Source organism: Modestobacter sp. VKM Ac-2984, assembly GCF_026967985.1.
In the GTDB taxonomy this organism is placed as follows: Bacteria; Actinomycetota; Actinomycetes; order Mycobacteriales; family Geodermatophilaceae; genus Modestobacter.
In genome coordinates, this window is the sequence record NZ_JAPVBJ010000012.1 from 48008 (window position 1) to 67518 (window position 19511).

At 75.1% G+C, this 19511-nt stretch carries 20 protein-coding genes; 12 read left to right on the forward strand and 8 right to left on the reverse strand.

Annotated elements, in window-relative coordinates:
- Positions 1-98: 98 nt before the first annotated feature.
- A complete protein-coding gene (locus O2W16_RS20810) occupies positions 99-1538 on the forward strand; it encodes a M1 family aminopeptidase (RefSeq protein WP_269160749.1) in 1440 nt (479 codons plus the stop codon).
- 19 nt (positions 1539-1557) lie between these two features.
- On the opposite strand, the gene O2W16_RS20815 is transcribed toward O2W16_RS20810, so the two are convergent.
- From O2W16_RS20815 to O2W16_RS20825, 3 genes are read right to left on the reverse strand one after another with little or no spacing between them, the layout of a single operon-like run.
- Complete coding sequence (locus O2W16_RS20815; RefSeq protein ID WP_269160750.1) at positions 1558-1890, reverse strand: TraR/DksA family transcriptional regulator; 333 nt, start codon at positions 1888-1890, stop codon at positions 1558-1560.
- A 53-nt stretch (positions 1891-1943) separates the two neighbouring features.
- Entirely contained in the window at positions 1944-2567 is a 624-nt protein-coding gene (locus O2W16_RS20820; protein WP_269160751.1) for a class I SAM-dependent methyltransferase, read from the reverse strand.
- 34 nt (positions 2568-2601) lie between these two features.
- Entirely contained in the window at positions 2602-3876 is a 1275-nt protein-coding gene (locus O2W16_RS20825; RefSeq protein WP_269160752.1) for a YibE/F family protein, read from the reverse strand.
- 144 nt (positions 3877-4020) lie between these two features.
- On the opposite strand from O2W16_RS20825, the gene O2W16_RS20830 reads away from it, so the two are divergent.
- Positions 4021-4908, forward strand: coding sequence for an oxidoreductase (locus O2W16_RS20830; protein ID WP_269160753.1), 888 nt, complete (start codon positions 4021-4023; stop codon positions 4906-4908).
- Here O2W16_RS20830 and O2W16_RS20835 read toward each other — a convergent pair.
- Positions 4871-6022: an MFS transporter gene (locus tag O2W16_RS20835; RefSeq protein ID WP_269160754.1), complete on the reverse strand. Its 1152-nt coding sequence runs from the start codon at positions 6020-6022 to the stop codon at positions 4871-4873. The genes O2W16_RS20830 and O2W16_RS20835 overlap by 38 nt on opposite strands.
- 48 nt (positions 6023-6070) lie before the next feature.
- On the opposite strand from O2W16_RS20835, the gene O2W16_RS20840 reads away from it, so the two are divergent.
- From O2W16_RS20840 to O2W16_RS20855, 4 genes are all read left to right on the forward strand, one after another.
- Positions 6071-6676 (forward strand): TetR/AcrR family transcriptional regulator, encoded by a 606-nt coding sequence (locus tag O2W16_RS20840; protein WP_269160755.1) that lies wholly within the window; start codon positions 6071-6073, stop codon positions 6674-6676.
- A gap of 96 nt (positions 6677-6772) precedes the next feature.
- Positions 6773-7750, forward strand: a complete 978-nt coding sequence (locus tag O2W16_RS20845) for a YihY/virulence factor BrkB family protein (RefSeq protein ID WP_269160756.1) — start codon at positions 6773-6775, stop codon at positions 7748-7750.
- Between the two features lie 168 nt (positions 7751-7918).
- Positions 7919-8404, forward strand: coding sequence for an Hsp20/alpha crystallin family protein (locus O2W16_RS20850; protein WP_269160757.1), 486 nt, complete (start codon positions 7919-7921; stop codon positions 8402-8404).
- 65 nt (positions 8405-8469) lie between these two features.
- Positions 8470-8814, forward strand: coding sequence for a helix-turn-helix domain-containing protein (locus tag O2W16_RS20855; RefSeq protein WP_269160758.1), 345 nt, complete (start codon positions 8470-8472; stop codon positions 8812-8814).
- Positions 8815-8824: 10 nt separating this feature from the next.
- Here the strand turns inward: O2W16_RS20855 and O2W16_RS20860 are convergent, their stop codons facing one another.
- The 3 genes from O2W16_RS20860 to O2W16_RS20870 are packed head-to-tail and all read right to left on the reverse strand — an operon-like array spanning position 8825 to position 11116.
- Positions 8825-9763 carry a quinone oxidoreductase family protein gene (locus O2W16_RS20860; RefSeq protein WP_269160759.1) on the reverse strand — a complete coding sequence of 313 codons (939 nt, stop codon included), beginning with the start codon at positions 9761-9763 and terminating at the stop codon, positions 8825-8827.
- 40 nt (positions 9764-9803) lie between these two features.
- Positions 9804-10754: a M56 family metallopeptidase gene (locus O2W16_RS20865; protein ID WP_269160760.1), complete on the reverse strand. Its 951-nt coding sequence runs from the start codon at positions 10752-10754 to the stop codon at positions 9804-9806.
- Between the two features lie 2 nt (positions 10755-10756).
- Positions 10757-11116: a BlaI/MecI/CopY family transcriptional regulator gene (locus tag O2W16_RS20870; RefSeq protein ID WP_269160761.1), complete on the reverse strand. Its 360-nt coding sequence runs from the start codon at positions 11114-11116 to the stop codon at positions 10757-10759.
- Between the two features lie 157 nt (positions 11117-11273).
- Between O2W16_RS20870 and O2W16_RS20875 the strand changes: the two genes are divergently transcribed.
- The 5 genes from O2W16_RS20875 to O2W16_RS20895 are packed head-to-tail and all read left to right on the forward strand — an operon-like array spanning position 11274 to position 18516.
- Positions 11274-12839: a cytochrome ubiquinol oxidase subunit I gene (locus tag O2W16_RS20875; RefSeq protein ID WP_269160762.1), complete on the forward strand. Its 1566-nt coding sequence runs from the start codon at positions 11274-11276 to the stop codon at positions 12837-12839.
- A 27-nt stretch (positions 12840-12866) separates the two neighbouring features.
- Positions 12867-13892, forward strand: a complete 1026-nt coding sequence (gene cydB / locus O2W16_RS20880; RefSeq protein ID WP_269160763.1) for a cytochrome d ubiquinol oxidase subunit II — start codon at positions 12867-12869, stop codon at positions 13890-13892.
- Positions 13889-17329, forward strand: coding sequence for a thiol reductant ABC exporter subunit CydC (gene cydC, locus O2W16_RS20885; protein ID WP_269160764.1), 3441 nt, complete (start codon positions 13889-13891; stop codon positions 17327-17329). Before cydB ends, cydC begins: the two co-directional genes overlap by 4 nt.
- Positions 17330-17367: 38 nt before the next feature.
- Positions 17368-18111 carry a GAF domain-containing protein gene (locus O2W16_RS20890; protein WP_269160765.1) on the forward strand — a complete coding sequence of 248 codons (744 nt, stop codon included), beginning with the start codon at positions 17368-17370 and terminating at the stop codon, positions 18109-18111.
- A 30-nt stretch (positions 18112-18141) separates the two neighbouring features.
- Entirely contained in the window at positions 18142-18516 is a 375-nt protein-coding gene (locus tag O2W16_RS20895; protein ID WP_269160766.1) for a DUF1801 domain-containing protein, read from the forward strand.
- 7 nt (positions 18517-18523) lie between these two features.
- Here O2W16_RS20895 and O2W16_RS20900 read toward each other — a convergent pair whose 3' ends face one another.
- Positions 18524-19198 carry a hypothetical protein gene (locus O2W16_RS20900; RefSeq protein WP_269160767.1) on the reverse strand — a complete coding sequence of 225 codons (675 nt, stop codon included), beginning with the start codon at positions 19196-19198 and terminating at the stop codon, positions 18524-18526.
- A gap of 19 nt (positions 19199-19217) precedes the next feature.
- Between O2W16_RS20900 and O2W16_RS20905 the strand changes: the two genes are divergently transcribed.
- Positions 19218-19487, forward strand: coding sequence for a hypothetical protein (locus tag O2W16_RS20905; RefSeq protein WP_269160768.1), 270 nt, complete (start codon positions 19218-19220; stop codon positions 19485-19487).
- The last annotated feature ends 24 nt before the right edge of the window (positions 19488-19511 follow it).

The following is a 19511-nucleotide window of genomic DNA, read 5'->3' on the forward strand; positions in this document are numbered from 1 at the left end:
CCACCGACGGCCGAGAACAGCGGGTTGGCACCCGTTGCGCACAACCGGGACGATGGACGGCGACGGGAGGACCCGTCGTCCGTCTCGAAGGGGCAGTGATGCACGCGGGTCGTCGACGGGCCGCGGCCGCTGCGCTCGCCGGAGCCGTGCTCCTCGCCGGCTGCACGACGGGCGGCTCCCCCGATCCCGAGCCCCCACCCACCGACGCCCCGGAGGCCGAGGGCTGGGCCGAGCCGTGGGCCGACCGGCCGGTGGTCGACCTGCGCTTCGACGTCGCCGAGGACCTGGAGACGGTCGCCGGTGAGGAGCGGGTGGTCTTCACCCCCGACCTGAACACCTGCGTGCTGGTCTTCCGCTCCTGGCCCAACAAGCCGGCCACCGCGCGGGCGGGCAGCGGGCTGACCGTGTCCGAGGTGCGGGTCGACGGCGAGCCGGCCGAGGCGCGCGACGTGCCGGCCGGGGCTCCCGAGAGCGCGCCCGCCGGCACCCTGCTGGAGGTGCCGCTGGCCGAGTGCGCGGACGCCGGCGACGAGATCACCGTCGACATCGAGTTCGAGGTGGAGCTCGGGCCCGACGTCAACGAGCGGGTCGGCACCTCCACCGACGTCGACGCCGCCTGGTTCGCCACCGCATTCCCGCTGCTCGCCTGGGAGCGCGGGCGGGGATGGGACCGCAGCCCGGGCGTCGCCGTCGCCGGGGAGATGGCGGTGAGCGAGGACTTCGAGCTGGCCTCGCTGGAGGTGGTCGCGGACTCCCGGTACGAGGTGCTCGGCACCGGCGAGGCGGTCGGCACCTCCGACGGGCCCGGCGACACCACGGTGCACGAGTTCACCGCCCCCTCGGTGCGGGACGTCGCGGTCACCGTCGGGGAGCTGGACGTGCAGTCGGCCGAGATCGGCGGCGTCCGGGTCCACGTGGGCCTGGACGAGGGCGTGGCGGAGGCGACCACGGCAGAGTGGCTGGCCCAGCTCGAGGAGTCGATGGCAGCCCTCGTCGAGCTGCTGGGCCCCTTCCCCTACGACGACCTCTGGGTCTCGGTGCTGTCCAGCCAGACCAGCGGCATCGAGTTCCCCGGCGCGGTCCAGTTCGGCGACGTGGACCCGGACTTCCGCCGGGCCCTGGTGACCCACGAGCTGGCGCACATGTGGTTCTACGGCCTGGTCGGCAACAACCAGGGCGTGCACCCCTGGCTGGACGAGTCGTTCGCCACCTTCGCGCAGATGGTCGTGCACGGCGAGGGCTCGGCCAGCATGGCCGACCTGCCCGGGTCCCGCCGGCACGGCGTGGGTGAGCCGATCCAGTACTGGGAGCAGTTCCGGCGGCCCAGCTCCGCCTACTACGACACGGTGTACATCGTCGGCGGGACGACCCTGGTGGACGCCCGGGCCCAGGTGGGCGCCGAGACGTTCGACGCGGCGCTGCGGGAGTACCTGCGCGCGAACGCCTGGTCGATCGCCACGCCGGAGGACGTCCAGGACGCCTTCGCCGAGTTCCCCGAGGTGCTCGACGAACTGGCGGAGGTCGGCGCACTGCCCTGATCGCCGTCCGGGCGCTGGTTCAGCGGGCGCAGGAGATGCAGGTGCGCGCGTGCGGACGGGCAGCCAGCCGCTCCGGGGCGATCGGCCGGCCGCACTGGGCGCACCGGCCGTGCTCCCCCGCTGCGGCGCGGACCAGCGCCGCGTCGACGTCGGCCAGCCGGCTGCGCGCCTGGTCCAGCAGCGCCGCGACCTGCTGACGCTCGAAGGCGATGGTCGCGCCCTCCGGGTCGTGCTCGTCGTCGGCGTTGGACGACCGGGACGCGGCCACGACCTCGTCGAACTCCCGGGTCAGCGCGTCGATCTGCGCCAGCGTCTCGGCCCGGGTGCGGGTCAGGTCGTCGATCACCGTCATCCCGTCATGGTCCAGCACCCCCGCTCCGTCAGGAAGGCGTGCGCCCCGCTCCGTCAGGACGCCGTGCGCCGCAGCAGCCGCAGCGAGCCGGTGCCGGGCAGCTCGGTGAACTCCCCCGACCCCAGCACCCGCTGGTAGACCCCGAACGGGGCCTGCCCGCCGTCGGCCGGGTCGGGGAAGACGTCGTGCACGGCGAGCGTGCCGCCCACGGCGAGCTTGGACACCCAGGCGTCCTGGTCGCGGCGCGCGGACTCCTCGGTGTGGCTGCCGTCGAGGAACAGCAGCGCCAGCGGGGTCGACCACAGCGGTGCCAGCACCTCCGACCGGGTGACGACGGCGACCACGACGTCCTCGGCGCCGGCGGCGGCGATGGTGCGCCGGAAGCCGGGGAGGGTGTCGATCCGGCCGACGAGCGGGTCGACCAGCGACGGGTCGTGGTACTCCCAGCCGGGCTGGTGCTCCTCCGACCCGCGGTGGTGGTCGACGGTGACCACCTGCCGGCCGGTCTCGCGGGCGGCGGCGGCCAGGTACAGCGCCGACTTGCCCTGCCAGCTGCCGATCTCCAGCAGCGGCCCGGGCACCTGGACCGCCCGCGCCGCGGCGTAGAGCGCCCGGCCCTCGTCCGATGGCATGAACCCGGGTGCGGCGGCCGCGGCGGCCAGCAGGTCGGCAGTCACCGCAGGAGCATCCCGCCCCCGGTTCCCGCGGGGGTCATCGGGTGGCACCTTCGGTGCGGTCGTCCGGCAGCGCCGCCGCCGCGGGTGTCGCCGACGTCGCGGCCGCCGCCACCAGGGCCCCGATCAGCGTGGTCACCGGCACGGCGAGCACGAGGGCGATCCCGCCGACCAGCGTCCGGACGACCTCCTCACCGACCACCGAGCCGGTCAGCGTCGTCCAGAACGGGCGTTCGTAGATGTCGAAGAGGAGCAGCAGCGGCAACGCGGCGCCGGCGTAGGCGAAGACGATCGTGTAGATCGTCGAGGCGATGTGGTCGCGTCCGATCGCCATGCCGCGCTGGAACAGCTGCACCCAGCTCATCTCCGGCGAGACCTCGTGCAGCTGCCAGACCGCCGACGCCTGGGTGATGGTGACGTCGTTGAGGATGCCCAGCCCGGCGACGACGAGGGCGGCCAGCACCAGGCCGGAGAAGTCCAGGGTCGGGTCGAACTGGAGCAGCTGCACGGCCTCCTCGTTGGCCAGGCCGGTGAGGTGCGCGGCGGCGACGGCGATCGTCCCGAGCACGGCGCTCAGCGCGAGCCCGAACAGGGTGCCCAGCAGCGCCGTCGTCGTCCGGGCGTTGAAGCCGTGGGCCAGGTACAGGACGACGTACATGATCGCCGAGGAGCCGACCAGGCTGATCCAGATCGGCGAGGAGCCGGCCAGCAGTCCGGGCAGCATGAACTGCAGCAGGATGAAGAACGCGAACCCCAAACCGAGCAGGGCGAGCAGCCCGCGCAACCGGGCCACGGCCCCCACCACCAGCGTGAACGCCAGCGCCAGGGTGATGATCGGGGTGCTGCGCGGGAAGTCCTGGAACTGGTACGAGACCTCCCCGGTCTCGATGCCGGGGTCCCGGTTGAGCACCAGCTCGTCGCCCACCTCGATGCCCTCGGCCACGACCTCCGAGGAGAGCTCGACCTGCACGTACTCGCCGGAGCTGTCGCCCTCGGCGACGACCAGGACCGCCTGGGCACACACCTGCGCGGGGGCGCTGCCGGTCGCCGCGGCGCACTCGTAGGTCTCCAGCGAGACGATGGTCGCCTCCGGATACGTCGTCCCCGGCGGCTGGAACGACTCCGCCGCCCGCTGCGCCGCGGTCTGCTCGCTGCTGGGCCACAGCGCCACCAGGCCGACCAGCGTGGCGATGCCGACCGGCACCAGCACCAGCAGCATCAGCCGGACGGCGGTGCGGCGACGGGCGACCGCGGCGGGGTCGGGGGGGCGGACCTCGCCCTCGGGTCCGTGGACGTGGGAGTGGGCCGACACCCGGACAGGCTAGGTGGCCGGTCGGCCGATCCCCGGCTTGACGCCGCGGACGGCGTCGTCGCGTCCGGCCGGCGGCGCCCTCGGCGTCCGCCTGCCCCCAGCCGGCGCCCTGCCGGCCGGGGAGTCGCTGCCTACAGTCGGGGCATGGCCTCCTGGAGCACCGCCGACATCCCCGCGCAGACCGGCCGCACCGTCGTCGTGACCGGCGCGAACAGCGGCCTGGGGCTGGAGACCGCACGCGCTCTGGCCGTGGCCGGGGCCCGGGTGGTGCTGGCCGTGCGGGACACCACCCGCGGCACCGAGGCGGCGGCCGACCTGCCGGGCGAGGTGGAGGTGCGCCGGCTCGACCTGGCCGACCTGGCGTCGGTGCGCGAGTTCGCCGAGGCGTGGACCGGCGACCTCGACGTCCTGGTCAACAACGCCGGGATCATGCAGGTGCCGGCCGGGCGCACCGCCGACGGCTTCGAGCTCCAGTTCGGCACGAACCACCTCGGGCACGCCGCGCTGACCATGCTGCTGCTGCCGCACGTGACCGACCGGGTGGTCACCGTCTCCTCGATGCTGCACCGGTCCGGGGAGATCGTGCTCGACGACCTGAACTGGGAACGCCGGACCTACTCGGCCACCGGCGCCTACGCGCAGTCCAAGCTGGCCAACCTGCTGTTCACCCTGGAGCTGCAGCGTCGGCTCACCGCGGCCGGCTCGACGGTGCGTGCGCTGGCGGCCCACCCGGGCTGGGCGGCCACCAACCTGCAGGGCCGCACGGGCAACCGGGTGAAGGACGCCGCGATGGCGGTGGCCAACCGGGCCCTGGCCACCAGTGCCCAGCAGGGTGCGCTGCCCACGCTGTTCGCCGCCGTCGCCGACCTGCCCGGTGCGGGCTTCGCCGGACCGGACGGCACCACCATGCGCGGCGCGCCGACGCTCGCCGGCCGCAGCCCCGCCGCCTCGGACCCGGTGCTGGCCGGCCGCCTGTGGGCCGCCTCCGCCGAGCTCACCGGCGTGGACCTCCCGACACAGCTGCCGGCCTGAGCGCCGCCGGTTCAGCGGCCGGCGCCGCCGCGAGGACCAGGGCCGCAGCCACCACGAACGCGATCCGACTGCTGGTCGCGTCCGCGATCACGCCGAGCGCCAGGGCGCCGGCCGCCTGGCCCAGGGTGAGGCCGATGAACAGCACCGCCGCTGCCCTCGGTGCCGCGGCGGGGAGCCGGCGCCCACCCCAGACGATGAGCACCCCGCTCAGCGCGACGTAGGCGGTGCCGAAGCCGGCCAGTGCGACCGCCACGGCGGCCGGCGCACCGGGCAGGGCGGCGAGCAGCAGGGTGGCCGCAGCCGCTGTCCCGGTCGAGCACAGCCAGGCACCGCGCAGACCGATCCGCAGCACCAGGTCGCCGCTCAGCCCGCCGATGAGGCCGGCACCACCCAGCACGCACCACAGCAGACCGGTCGTGTCGTCGGGCAGTGCGCCGGCCCCGGTCATCAGATCCCGCCCGAACGTCCAGACGGCGGAACACCCCGCACCCGCAAGGACGGCGGCGACCAACGGCCGGACGAGGTCCCGCAGCGGCGCGTCGGGCCGGGTCTCCGGCGCGGTGGGCCAGTGGCTGGCCCGGTCGGCCCACACGGTGACCAGCACGGCCGCCACCGCGAACCCCGCCCAAGCCGGGCGCCAGGCATCGGGCACGGCGAGCACGAGGAGTCCACCGGCGACGACCCCGGCGCCGGTACCGCTGTTGACCAGGGCCTGCGCCCGCGGTTCGGCGTCCGGCCGCACGGTCGCCGCCACGGCAGCGACCAGTGCCGGGCTGGCCGCCCCCGCACCGCTGCCCGCGACGAGCGCGCCGACCGCCAGCACCGGGACCGACCAGGCGGCAGCCACCAGCAGCGACCCGAGCGCCGCCGTGCTCCCGGCCAGCCACAGCGCCCACCGCGCGCGCCCCCGCCCGGCCAGCCGCTGGGCGACGAGGGCGGCGAGGCAGTAGGCGACGTAGCTCGCCGCGGCAATGGCGCCGGCGGTGCCCGGGGAGAGCCCGAACGCCGCGCGGAACTGCGGCAGGTAGAGGCCGAAGCCGAAGCGGGCCAACCCGTAGGTGACCGCGATGACCGCCAGCCCGGGCACCACCAGGGCAGCCGGTCGGAGGGGCACGGGCGACTGTAACGATCGTTTCATCATAACGATCGTTACGATAGGCCCATGACACCGCGCGCCGCGACCCGGTCGGCTCGAGAGCGGCTGCTCGCCGCCGCCGGCGAGCTGTTCTACGAGTCCGGCATCGCCGCGACCGGGGTGGATGCGGTCCTGGCTCGCGCACAGGTGGCCCCGGCGACGATGTACGCGCACTTCGCCGGCAAGGACGGGCTGGTGGCGGCCTACCTGGAGCAGCGGTTCGAGGTGTGGCGACAGACCTGGGACGAGGTGCTCGCCGAACGCACCGAGCCGGTCGACCGCTTGCTGTCGCTCTTCGACGCCCTGGACCGGTACCGGGAGCGGGAGGGCAGTCGTCGCGGCTGCGGGTTCCTGGCGGCGGCCACCGAACTGCCGCCGGACCACCCGGGCCAGCCGTGGCTGCGGGCCGACTCCCGGTTGCTGACCGACCGACTGCGGGAGCTCGCCGTCGCCGCCGGTCTGGCCGACCCGGAGGAGGCCACCGCCACCCTGCTGCTCTGCTACGACGGCGCACTGGCCCGCTCGGCTCGGGAGTGGACCACCCCCGAGCTGCACGCCGGCGACCCGGTGCGGCGGGCACGCGACCTGGCCACCGCCTGGCTCGCCCAGCGAGGCCACGCCGTCGCACACTGAGCCACGCGCCCCACCACGGCCGAGGGGCGACGACCGGGACTGCCGTCCTCAGCTCCACGTGGTGCGACCACCCGGGGGTCGTGATGCACTGCCGCGGTGTCCGTTGTCGAGAAGCTCGACCGGCTGCAGCGCCGGCGCCGTGCGGCTGGGTTCCCGATCGCCGTCGTCTACAAGTACGTGGACGACTCCGGTCCGTACCTCTCCGCGCTGATCACCTACTACGCCTTCGTCTCACTGTTCCCACTGCTGCTGCTGTTCTCGACGATCCTGAGCAACGTCCTCGTCGACAACCCCGAACTGCAGCAGCAGCTGCTCGACTCGGCGGTGAGCCAGTTCCCGGTGGTCGGCGAACAACTCGGTGAGCCGCGGGGCCTCAGCGGCGGCGTCCTCGGGGTGATCGTCGGCATCCTCGGCTCCCTCTACGGCGCCCTCGGCGTCGCCCAGGCGATCCAGTACGCGATGAACACCGCCTGGGCGGTGCCGCGCAACAGCCGGCCCAACCCGTTCCTCGCCCGCGGGCTGAGCCTGCTGCTGGTCGCCACCGCCGGGCTCGCCGTGATCGGGACGACCGCCCTGGCCACCTTCTCCGCCGGCCACGCCGGTTCGATGGGCGGGGGGTCCCGGGTCCTGACCGTGCTCGGGTCGGTGCTGATCAACGCCGCCGTCTTCGTGTTCGCCTTCCGACTGGCCACCGCCCGCCCCCTGACGGTCCGCCAGGTGCTCCCGGGAGCGTTCCTCGCCGCGGTGCTGTGGCAGCTGCTGCAGACCTTCGGGGTCACCTACGTCAGCCGGGTCATGACCACGGCGAGCGCCACGAACGGCGTCTTCGCCCTGGTCCTCGGCCTGCTCGCGTTCCTGTACCTGGCCGCGGTGGTCGGCGTCCTGTGCGTGGAGATCAACGTGGTGCGGGTCAACCGGCTCTGGCCGCGGGCGTTGCTCACCCCGTTCACCGACGACGTCGACCTCACCCCCGGCGACCGGCGGAGCTACACCGGCATGGCGCAGGCCCAGCGGACCAAGGGCTTCGAGACGGTGCACGTCACCTTCGACCCACCCGATCGCAGCGCGGACTGAGCGACCTGCCCGGCGCGGAGAGAACTTCCAGCGACGGCTGGAACATTTCTCCATCGGAGGCGTTTACTCTGGCACGCGCCTGAGGTAATCTCCAGTTGCCGCTGGAGGTTCACCAGAGGCGGCGACATCAGAACATCGGACCAGCACGACATCCGGAGGTACGCAGCCATGATGCTGACTTCCTACGACCCCTTCGCCGCGACGTCCGCCGCCTTCCGCGCGCTGGACCAGCTGACCGGCCGATCCGGCACCACCACCGCCCGGCCACTCGCCGGCATGCCGATGGACGCCTACCGGGTGGGCGACAACTTCGTGGCCCACTTCGACCTGCCCGGCGTCGACCCGGGCTCGATCGACCTGTCGGTCGAGGGCACCACGCTGACCATCAGCGCCGAGCGGTCGGTGCCGCAGATCGAGAACGCGCAGTGGCAGGTCGCCGAGCGCCCGTTCGGCAGCTACACCCGGCAGCTGGTGCTGGGCCGCAGCCTGGACACCGACCGGCTCGAGGCGAGCTACCACGACGGCGTGCTCACCGTGAGCATCCCGGTCGCCGAGAAGGCCAAGGCCCGCAAGATCACCGTGACCCGGGCAGACACCCCGGCCGCGGTGGAGGCGCACACCATCGAGGGCGAGAAGCCGGCCGTCGACAGCTGATCGACAGCAACCCGGGAGGGGCGGGACCCACGGTCCCGCCCCTCCCGTCGTCTTCCGGAGGACCGATGAGCACCGACCCGCTGCAGCCCCTGGACGACCCCGACCACCCGGTGCTCACCATGAGCCAGGCCGCCGACCTGCTCGGCGTCCAGGCGGCGTTCCTGCGCAGCCTGGACTCGTCGGGCGTGCTGCACCCGCACCGCTCCCCCGGCGGCCACCGCCGCTACTCCCGGCACCAGCTCCAGGTGGCCGCCCGGGTGCGGGTGCTGCTGGACGACGGCCACCTGCTCGGCTCGGCCCAGGTCATCGTGCAACTGCAGGACGACCTGGCCGAGGCCGTCGCCGACGCCGAGCACGCCCGCGACGAACGGGACGCCGTCCGCCAGGAGCTCCGCGACCAGCGCCGCTGAGCGAGCCGGGTCAGGGCTCCAGCACCAGCTTGCGGTGGGCGAAGGAGGTCTGCCGCGCCCAGACCGCGGCCACGTCGGCCAGCGGTGCCCGCTCCACCTCCACCGCGATCCGCCCGTCCGCGGCGTGCCCGGTCAGCTCGGCCCAGCCCCGGGCGACGACGTCCGGCGGCACGTGCCGGGTGGTGTAGCCGAGCAGGTCGACCATCGCCTCCCGGAACCCGCCCGCGGCCACCTCCACCGCCGGTGCCGCCGAGTGGCCGATCTGCACGTGCCGCATCCCCCGCCGGGCAGCGGCCATCGCCGCCAGCGCCGGCTCACCCCAGACGGGGTCGATGGTCACGTCGACCCCGCCGTCGGCCGCCACCCGGATCCGCTCCGTCATCGCGGCGACGGACTCGTCACCGGCGAGCTCGACGGTGGCGTCGGCGCCCAGGCCGGCCAGCCGCCGCAGCGACTCCCCGTCCCGGGCCACGGCGACCACCCGGCCGGCACCGAGCACCTTCGCCGCCTGGACGGCGATCGTGCCCAGCACCCCACTGGCCCCCAGCACCAGCACCGTCTCTCCCGGCTGCAGCCGGGCCCGCCACTGCAGCGGCAGCCACGCCGCCAGCCCGGCGATGCCCAGGGCGACCGCGAGCCCGTCGTCGAGCCCGTCAGGCACGTCGAACAGCGCGTCGGCCGGCACCAGCGTGCGCTGCGCCATCGAGCCGAACGGCGCCACGCAGCCGTTGAAGTAGACCCGCCGTCCCTCGACCGTGCCGACCCCCTCCCGCCCGGCGACCGAGGGGAACGGGGGCTTGGTCACGAAGGCGCCGGCGGCGGTGGCGACGTCGACCGGGTTGACCCCCGCCACCCGGACGTCCACGACCACCTGCCCCGGGCCGGCGACCGGCTCGTCGAACGAGGCGAAGGTGGGGGTGCCGGGCCCGGTGAGCACTGCTGCGTCCATCCCTCGACGCTAGGCGAGCGGGGGCCGAGCCGCTCCGTGCCTACACCACGGCCGGGAGCAGCAACAACAGAGTGGGGACGAGGAGCAGCGCGACGGCGCTGCTCAGCGCCGCCCAGCGTGCCCGAGCGGGCAGCGGGTCCGCGGGGGCGAGCAGCCGCCGCACCCGGACCGCGACCGGTCCCCCGGTGACCGCGAGCGCCCCGTCGGGCACCTGACCCCCCGCTCCTCCGGCGGCGGCCACGATCGCGACGGCGAGGGTGCGCCGCGGGTCCGGCCCGGACAGCGACCGCAGGGCGACGTCGTCGGCGCGCATCTCCACCAGGTCGCGGACCCCGTCGTGCGCCCGGTCGGCCGCCGGCAGCACCGGCAGCGCCGCCCGCCAGGCGACGAAGGGCAGCAGCAGCAGGTGGTGGTGCTCGCGCAGGTGCGCCCGCTCGTGCGCGACGACGGCGTCCAACTGGGCGCCGTCCAGCTCGGCCACCATCCCGGAGGAGAGCACCAGCAGCGGGCGGGCGCCGGGGATGCAGAAGGCCACCGGGGCGGGGTGGTCGAGCAGCAACGTCTCCCCCGCCGACGCCCTCTCCGCCGGGACGCCACCCGGCCGGACGAGCAGTTCCAGCAGCGCACGGTGCCGCCGCCGGGTGCGCGCGGTGCGGACGCCGGAGAGCGCGAGCACCCCCAGCAGCTCCACCGCCAGCACCGCGGCGAGGGTCTGGGCGACCCAGTGGTCACCGCGGACCGGCTCGGTGCTGGGCTGCCAGGTCACCCAGTGCCACCACGCCTCGGGCAGCGAGTGCCCCCAGGGGGCGAGCCCGTGCACCAGCAGCGCCCCGATGATCGACAGGCCGCCGGCCAGCCCGATCGCCTGCCAGCAGACCAGCGCCGCGAGCGGGTCCCGCCGGGGCCAGCGCGCCCGGGCCAGCGCCGCCGGCACCGGCCAGGCGAGCAGCGCCGCGAGCACGCCGAGCGCGACTGCGGTCGCCGGGAGCACGCTCAGCGGGCGCCGGCGGCGTCCGAGCCGGCCCCGTCCCCGCCGGCGAGCAGGGCGCGCAGCATCGCGGCGTCCTCGGCGTCGACGCTGCCGACGAACCGGGCGAGCGCCGCCTGCCGGTCACCCGCCTGGCCGAGCACCTCGTGCATGAGCTCGGCCGCGTGCGCCTCGCGGGTGGCTCGGGGGGCGAAGCGCCGGGGGCGCTGGTCGTCGTGGACGACGAACCCCTTCTGCTCCAGCCGGCTCAGCACCGTGTGCACCGTGGTCAGCGCGAGCCCGCGGTCGGCGAGCTCCCGCTGGAGCTCCGTGGCGCTCACCGGACCGGCGGCCGCCCACAGCCGGTCCATGAGTGTGCGCTCCAACTCACCAAGTGAGGCCATTGGTCCCTCCTCTGTCCGGCGTCTCACAACCGATGGTCTCTGCGGGTCGTGGACGAGAAGTTCTACGAGGCGTAGAAATGAGTTCTACGAGGTGTAGAAGACTACGCGCCGATCGTACGAGGCAGGGAGGCACCAAGCCGTGGACGTCCTGGACGTAGCGCGCTGGCAGTTCGGGATCACCACCGTCTACCACTTCCTGATGGTCCCGCTGACCATCGGGCTCGGGATCCTGCTCGTGGTCATGCACACGATGTGGGTGCGGACGGACAAGCCCGAGTGGCTCCGGATGACCCGCTTCTGGGGCCGGATCTACCTGATCAACTTCGTCCTCGGAGTGGCCACCGGGCTGGTCCAGGAGTTCCAGTTCGGTCTGGCCTGGAGCGCCTACAGCCGCTTCGTCGGCGACGTCTTCGGGTCGTTGCTGGCACTGGAGGCGCTGCTGGCCTTCTTCCTCGAGTCGACCTTCCTCGGCCTGTGGATCTTCGGCTGGGGCCGGATCCCGAAGAAGGTGCACCTCGCCGCGCTCTGGGCAGCGGTGATCGGCTCGATCGTCAGCGCGTACTTCATCATCGCGGCCAACTCCTGGATGCAGCACCCGGTCGGGGTCGTGACCGACGACGCCACCGGCCGGCCGGAGCAGGTCGACTTCCTCGCCGTCCTCAGCAACAACACCGCGCTGGCCGCGTTCAGCCACACCATCGTCGGCGCGCTGATGGTGGCCGCCGCGCTGCTGGTCGGCATCGGCCTGTGGCACCTGCGCAAGCGCCGGCTGGCCGGCGCCTCCCCCGAGGACGTCGACCACGCCGTGTGGCGCCGCTCGGTGCGGATCGGCGGCTACGCCTCCCTCATCGCGTTCGTGCTGGTCGCGATCACCGGGGACTACCAGGCCAAGCTCATGTACCAGCAGCAGCCGTTGAAGATGTCCTCGGCCGAGGCGCTCTGCGAGACCGAGGCGCCGGCGCCGTTCTCGGTCTTCGCCTTCGGCAAGCTGGGCAGCAACGAGTGCGACGACGTCCACTCCTGGACCGTCCCGGCCCTGCTTTCCTACCTGGCGCACGGTGACTTCGAGACCGCGGTGCCCGGGGTCAACCAGCTGCAGGAGGAGTACGCGGCGGCCTACGGGGCGACCTACCCCGACGACCCGTCCTTCGGGGACAAGGCCGGCGAGCCGATCGACTACACGCCGCTGCTGGCGGTCACCTACTGGAACTTCCGGCTGATGATCGGCATGGGCATGCTCTCGGCCGGGGTGGCGGCCTACGCACTGTGGGCCACCCGCCGGGGCCGGGTGCCGACGTCGAAGATCGGCGTCTACGGCGCGCTGCTCGCGGTGGGCGCGCCGTTCGTCGCCAACGCCGCCGGGTGGATCTTCACCGAGATGGGCCGTCAGCCCTTCGTCGTCTACCCGAACCCGGACGTGCCGCGCGAGGACCAGGTCTACTTCTTCACCGCGCAGGCCGTCTCCCCCGGCATCAGCGCCGCCGAGGTCTGGACGTCGCTGATCACCCTGACGCTCGTGTACGGCGCCCTGGCCGTGGTGGAGCTCTGGCTGATCGTGAACTTCGTCCGCCGCGGGGTGACCACCAGCGACGGTGCCCCGACCCCGGGCCACACCCCTGACGGCGATCCGGACTCCGACGTGACCCCCGGGAGCGCGAGCACCCGGCGGCCCGAGGACGACGGCGTCCTCTCCTTCGCGTACTGACCCGGCCCGAGACAGAGAGACACGGACATGGACCTGCAGACACTCTGGTTCGCCGCGGTCGCGGTGCTCTGGACCGGCTTCCTCCTGCTGGAGGGCTTCGACTTCGGCGTCGCCGCCCTGCTCCCGGTGATCGGCCGCAAGCCCGCCGACCGGCACCTGATGCTGCGCAGCATCGGCCCGCTCTGGGACGGCAACGAGGTCTGGCTGATCACCGCCGCCGGCGCGGTCTTCGCTGCCTTCCCCGGCTGGTACGCCACCTGGCTGCCGGCGCTGTACCTGCCGTTCGTGCTGGTGCTCTTCGGCCTGATCATCCGGGCCGTGGCCTTCGAGTGGCGGCACTCGCACCACACCGCGCAGTGGGACAGCACCTGGACCAACGTGATCACCGCCGGCTCACTGATCGCCGCGCTCGGCATCGGCGCGGCGCTGGGCGGCACCACGCTGGGCCTGCCGATCGACGGCGACGGCGTCCGGGTCGGCGGCGCCTTCGCCGGCGTGACCTGGTCGGCGCTGCTGGGCGGGGTCGCCGTGCTGGCGTACTCGATGGTGCACGGTGCCGTCTTCCTGGCGCTGAAGACCGAGGGTCCGGTGCGGCTGGCCGCGCGCGCCTTCGCCCGCCGCTGGTCGCTCGTCGCCGCGCTGCCGCTGCTGGCCTGGGCCGGTCTGGTGCAGCTGCGCGAGGGCACCGCCGTCACCGCGGTGCTGTGGCTGGTCGCCGCGCTGGCGGTGCTGGTCGCCTGGGCGAGCATCCGGGTCGACCGGGAGGGCCCGGCCTTCACCGCCTGGGCCGTCGTCATGCTCGCCTCGGCGGCGACGATCTTCGGCGCCGTCTACCCGGTGGTCGTCGTCTCCTCGATCGACCCGGCCTTCGACGTCACCATCGCCGAGGCCTCGGTCAGCGACTACACGCTGACCGTGATGACCTGGGCCGCCGGCGTCGGGCTGCCCGTGGTGCTGGGCTACCAGGCCTGGACCTACTGGGTCTTCCGCAAGCGGCTGACCGCCGACCCGGAGACCCCGCAGACCGCCGCCGAGGAGCAGGTGAGCGCATGACCCCGCCTGACAGCCACCACAATGGCCATTTTGGTGGTGCAGAGCGGGGGCGGGGGCCGCTGGGGGCGCTCGCCGGGGTGCCCGGGCTGACCGGGGCGCTGGTGCGGGCCGCAGTCGCCGCGCTCGGGCAGACCGTCGGCGTCGTCCTGCTGGCGGCCGGGCTGGCCCGCGCCGTCGCGGACGTCGCCGACGGCGCCACCCCCGGGACGTCGCTGCTCGTGGCGCTGCTCGGCGTCGGGATCCGCGCGGCCGCCGGCGGGCTGGGCAGCGTGCTGGCCACCCGGGACGCCCGGCGGGCCGAGGACACGCTGCGCCGCCGGCTGCTGACGCGGCTGCTCGACGGCGAGGGTGAGGCGGTCGCCGCCGCCGGCGGCAGCGGGCCGGCAGCGGTGCTGGCCACCACCCGGCTGCACGACCTGGGCCCGGCGCTGGCCACCTACCTGCCGGCGCTCGCCCAGACGATCGTCGTCCCGCCGGTGCTGCTGGTCGTCCTGGGGGTGACCGACTGGCTCTCCGCGCTGCTGGTGGCGCTCACCCTGCCGCTGGTGCCGCTGTTCATGGCACTGGTCGGGCTGCACACCCGGGACCGGACCGTCGAGGCGGCCCGGGCGCTGGACCGGATCGCCGGCCACGTCGCCGAGCTGGTCCGCGGCCTGCCGGTGCTGGTCGGGCTGGGCCGCGCCGCCGACCAGCTCTCGACCCTGGCCGACCTCGGCGAGACCCACCGCCGGCGCACGCTGGCCACCCTGCGGATCGCCTTCCTCTCCTCCCTGGTCCTCGAGGTGCTGGCCACCCTGTCGGTCGCGCTGGTCGCGGTGACCGTCGGCGTGCGGCTGGTGCACGGGGACATCGGCCTGGACGTCGGCCTGCTCGCCCTGCTGCTCGCCCCGGAGGCGTTCGCGCCGCTGCGGGCGCTGGGCTCGGCGCACCACGCCTCCGAGGACGCCGCCGAGGCCGCCGCCGCCGCGCGTGCGGTGCTCGCCGCCCCCGCCCCCCGGCCGGTGCTGAGCGCGACCCCGGCCGGACAGCTGCGCGGGATCACCGTCGACGGGCTCACCGTCGCCTTCCCCGGCCGCGACCTGCCCGCCGTCGACGGCGCCTCGTTCGAGGTGGCACCGGGTGAGCTGGTGGCCCTGCGCGGGCCGAGCGGGTCCGGCAAGTCCACCGTGCTCGCCGTCCTGGCCGGGCAGCTCCTCGACGGGGCGACCGCGCAGGTCGACGGGGTGGTGCTGCGGCCCGACGACGTCGCCGTCGTCCCCCAGTTCCCGCACACCGTCGCCGACACCGTCCTCGATGAACTGCGCCGGCACGCCGGGGACGTGCCGGAGGAGTCGGCCACCGACCTGGCCGACACCGCGCTGGCCTGGCTGGACGCCGGCCACCTGCGCGAGCGCGCCTGCCGCACCCTCTCCCCCGGCGAGCTGCAGCGGGTTGCGCTGGCCCGGGCGCTGGTCCGGGTGCAGCGGGGGGCCCGGGTGCTGCTGCTCGACGAGCCGACGGCGTCGCTGGACGCGGCGAGCACCGCGCAGGTCGCCGAGCTGCTGGTCCGGCTGCGCGGGTCGCTGTGCACCGTGCTGGTCACCCACTCACCGGCGCTGGCCGCCCTCGCCGACCGGACCGTCGAGCTCGCCGGCCGCACCGCACTCCCACCGCTCACCAGCGTCCCCGCCCCCGCGCGCACGGGGACCGCTGACGCCGGTGCGCTGCCGGCCGCCGTCGCCGAGCCCGCAGCCGCGCCCGAGGCGGACCGTGGCACGGCAGGACTCGGCTGGCCGCGGCGCGCCGTGCTGAAGGCGGTCGCCGCCGGCACCGCCTCCAGCGCCTTCGGCGTCGCGCTGACCGCGGTCTCGGGCTGGCTGATCGTCCGGGCCGCCGAGCAGCCGCCGATCCTCACCCTGATGGTGGCGATCGTCGCCGTCCGGGCATCAGGACTGGGCCGGGCACTGCTGCGCTGGCTGGAGCGGCTGGCCGGCCACGACGCCGCCTTCCAGCTGGCGTCGGGCACCCGACTGCAGGTGTGGCGCGCCCTGGTCGCGCAGGGCCCGGCCGCCGACCGCACCCCCGGCCGGGCCCTGGCCCGGGTCGTCGGGGACGTCGGCCTGCTGCAGGACCTCTCCGTCCGGGTGGTCACCCCGCCGCTGGTCTCCGGCGTCGTGCTCGCCGGGACGGCGGCGGTGCTGGCCCTGCTCGACCCGCGGGCCGGTGCCCTGGTGGCCGCGCTGGTCGTCGTTGCGGTGCTGGGCCTGCTCGGCGTGCACCGCTGGGCCGACCGGGGCGGCGCCCGGCACGCCGCCGAGCTGCGCACGGTCACCCTGCGGCAGACCAGCGCGACGCTCGAGGCCGCCGGTGACCTGCGCGCGCACGGGCTCACCGGCACGGCCGTCGACCGGCTCGACGCGCTGGGCCGCCGGCAGGGCCGCTCGGCCCAGGCCGGCGCCACGGCCACCGCGCTGGGCGACGCGCTGGCGGTGCTAACCACCGGAGCCGCCGCCGTCGGCGCGCTGGCCGTCGCTGCGGTGAGCGTCCGCGCCGGGGAGCTCTCCGCACCCACTGCGGCGATCCTCGCGCTGGCGCCCCTGGCGCTGCTCGAGCCGCTGACCGCACTGGGGGCCGCGCAGCGCCACCGGCTGGCCTGGCGGGACGCGCGCGCCCGGATCGACGGCGTCCTCGCCGAGCCGGTGGCCACCGACCCCGCACCCGCCGACCGGTTGAGCCCGCCGCGGCCGGTGCGCGAGCTGGCGCTGGAGCACCTGACCGCCGGCTGGCCGGGCCGCCCGGGAGTGCTGCGCGACCTGGATGTCGTCGCGACCGCCGGGTCCGGCTGGCTCGTCGTCACCGGCCCGTCGGGCTCGGGCAAGTCGACGCTGCTGTCGGTGCTGATGGCCTCCCTGCGCCCGGCCGCCGGCGACTACGTCCTGGGCGACGGGCGCCGCCCGGTGCCCGCCGACCGGCTGACCCGGGTCGACGTGCAGGCCGCCATCGCCTGGTGCCCGCAGGACGCGCACGTCTTCGACGCGACGCTGCGGGCCAACCTCGCGCTGGCCCGCCCCCGCGGTGAGCTCACCGGCGACGACGGCGAGGCGGCGATGCGCCGGGCCCTGACCGACGCCGGGCTCGGCGCGCTGCTGGCCGGCCTCCCGGCCGGGCTGGACACGCCGGTGGGCGCGGGCGGCACCTCGCTGTCCGGGGGCGAGCGCCGGCGGCTGGCGGTGGCCCGGGCGCTGCTGGCCGACCGCGACGTCGTGCTGCTGGACGAACCGACCGCCCACCTGGACCCGCCGACGGCCGCCGCCCTGGTGGCCGACCTGCGCCGGGCCCTGGCCGGCAGGCTCGTCGTCTGCGTGACCCACGACCCGGCGCTGGCCGAGGAGCGCGACAGCGTGCTGCGGCTGGCCGGTGCGGCCGCCGAGCACACCCCGGCCACGGCGCGCCGCTGACCGGTTTGCTGCGGCCACCGCCGCGGCACGTCTGGGGCATGACCCTGGCCCAGCGCTTCGCCGCCGCGGCCGCCGCCGAGGAGGCGACCGCGGCGGCGGACGACGACGGGCACCTGCTCCCCGATCGGCTGGCCCGGACCGCCGCCCGGGTGCTCACCGTGGACGGCGCCGGCCTCAGCGTGCTGACCGGCACCCGCGGACGCTGCCCGCTGGGCGCGAGCTCTCCGGAGGCCGGCCGGGCCGAGCGGCTGCAGTTCACCGTGGGCACCGGCCCCTGCCTGCTGGCGCACGCCTCGGGTGAGCCGGTGCTCGCCGGCGAGGAGGAGCTCCGCCGGCGGTGGCCCGCGTTCGCCGACGCGCTGGTGTCCACCACCCCCTACCGCGGCGTCGTCTCCCTGCCCGTCCCGGGGGCGCTGGCCGGGGCGGGGGCGCTGGACCTCTTCCTCACCGACCCCGACGACGTCCGGCGGCTCGACGTGTCCGTCGCCCTCGCCGTGGGTCAGCTGGTGTCGGACGCGCTCAGCGATGCCCTCGTGTGGTCGCCCCGGTCGGACGGCCAGGGACCCGGCTGGCTGCGCAGCCCGGCCGCGGTCCGCCGGGCCGTCGTCTGGCGGGCGGTCGGGTCGCTCAGCCTGTCCTTGGACGCCGCCGCCGACGCCGCGCTGGACGTGCTGCGGGCGCACGCCTGGGCCACGGGGCGCTCGGTCGACTCGGTGGCGGCGGACCTGGTCAGCGGCCGGCTGGTGACCGCCGACGTCCTCGGGCGGCCCGGCGCGCCCTGACCGGCCTTGCGGATGAGGCACGCTGGGCACATGGCGCAGCCGACGGTCGAGGAGTTCCTCGACACCCTGGACCACCCACGCGCCGACGACGTCCGCCGGCTCCGCGCGGCGATCATGGCCTCGGACGCCGAGCTCACCGAGCACGTGAAGTGGCGGGCGCCGAGCTTCTGCGCCCGGGGCGTGGACCGGGTGACCTTCCGGCTGTTCCCGGAAGACCACCTGCAGCTGGTCTTCCACCGCGGCGTGAAGCCCGAGGAGACCGCGGGCTTCGCGTTCGGTGACGACACCGGGCTGCTGCGCTGGGCCGACACCGACCGCGCCGTCCTGACGCTGGGCGACTCCGCCGACGTGGCCGCCAAGCAGGGCGCGATCGTGGCGCTCGTGGAGCGCTGGGTCCGGGTCTGAGCCGGCCTCAGTCGCAGGGCGGCCCCTCCGGGACGTCGACCTGGATCTCCGGGCCCAGCTCGGCGTCGACCAGCGGCAGGTCGTCGCCGGACCAGAAGCTGCCCGGGTCGTAGGCGTTGAGCGGCCGGTTCTTCGGCAGCAGGCCCATCGCCGTGTAGGTGGTGGCGACCAGCTCGGCGCAGAAGACCGTGTCGTTCGTCTGGTGCCGGCGCAGCTTGCCGTTGACCCAGCCGTGGGCCAGGTGCCGGGTGGTGGGGAACGGCTTGCCGTCGAGCCGGGCGATGGTGCGCAGCACGGCGTCCTCCATCTCCCGCGGCACCCCGCCGTCGTCGGCCGGGCCGACCAGCTGGCGCAGCCAGGCCTGCTGGCCGTACCGCTTCTTCCAGACGCAGACCGCGTCGGACAGGTCGTGCAGCTGGACCCCGCGCTGGTGCCGGCCGGACCACACGTCGGCCAGGGAGTGCCCCAGCTCGGCGTGCCAGAGCAACGGCGGCAGGTCCTCCAGGACGACGGCCATGCCGACGTGGTTGACCGGGGCGTTGGTGACCGTCCGGATGGCCCGGTCGGCCAGTGAGGTGCCCCGGAAGACCCAGACGTCGCCGGTCCGGGTGAGCTCGACGGCGTCGTGCAGCGGCAGGACGCGGGCGGAGGAGGTGCGGAACACAGCGCGGGAGTGAGCCACACCACTACCGTAACGGCTCATGCGCCTCTCGAAGCTGCTCGGAGTCGCCGGGATCGTCGGCGTTGCCGCGACCGGCACCGTCCTGCTCCGCCACGAACGCCACCGCCGGTCCTACACGCCGGAGGAGGTGCGCGCCCGGCTGCAGGGCCGGGTGGCGGAGGTCGCGACCGCCGACGCCGACCCGGACCTCGTCCCGGACTGGCCGGCCGAGGTCGAGCGGCCGCAGCGCCACCCGATGGAGGCGCTGCTCAGCACGGTGATGCGGGTCGGGCCCCTCCGCCGCTTCTGACGGCCCTCTCTCAGGGGCCCGCCC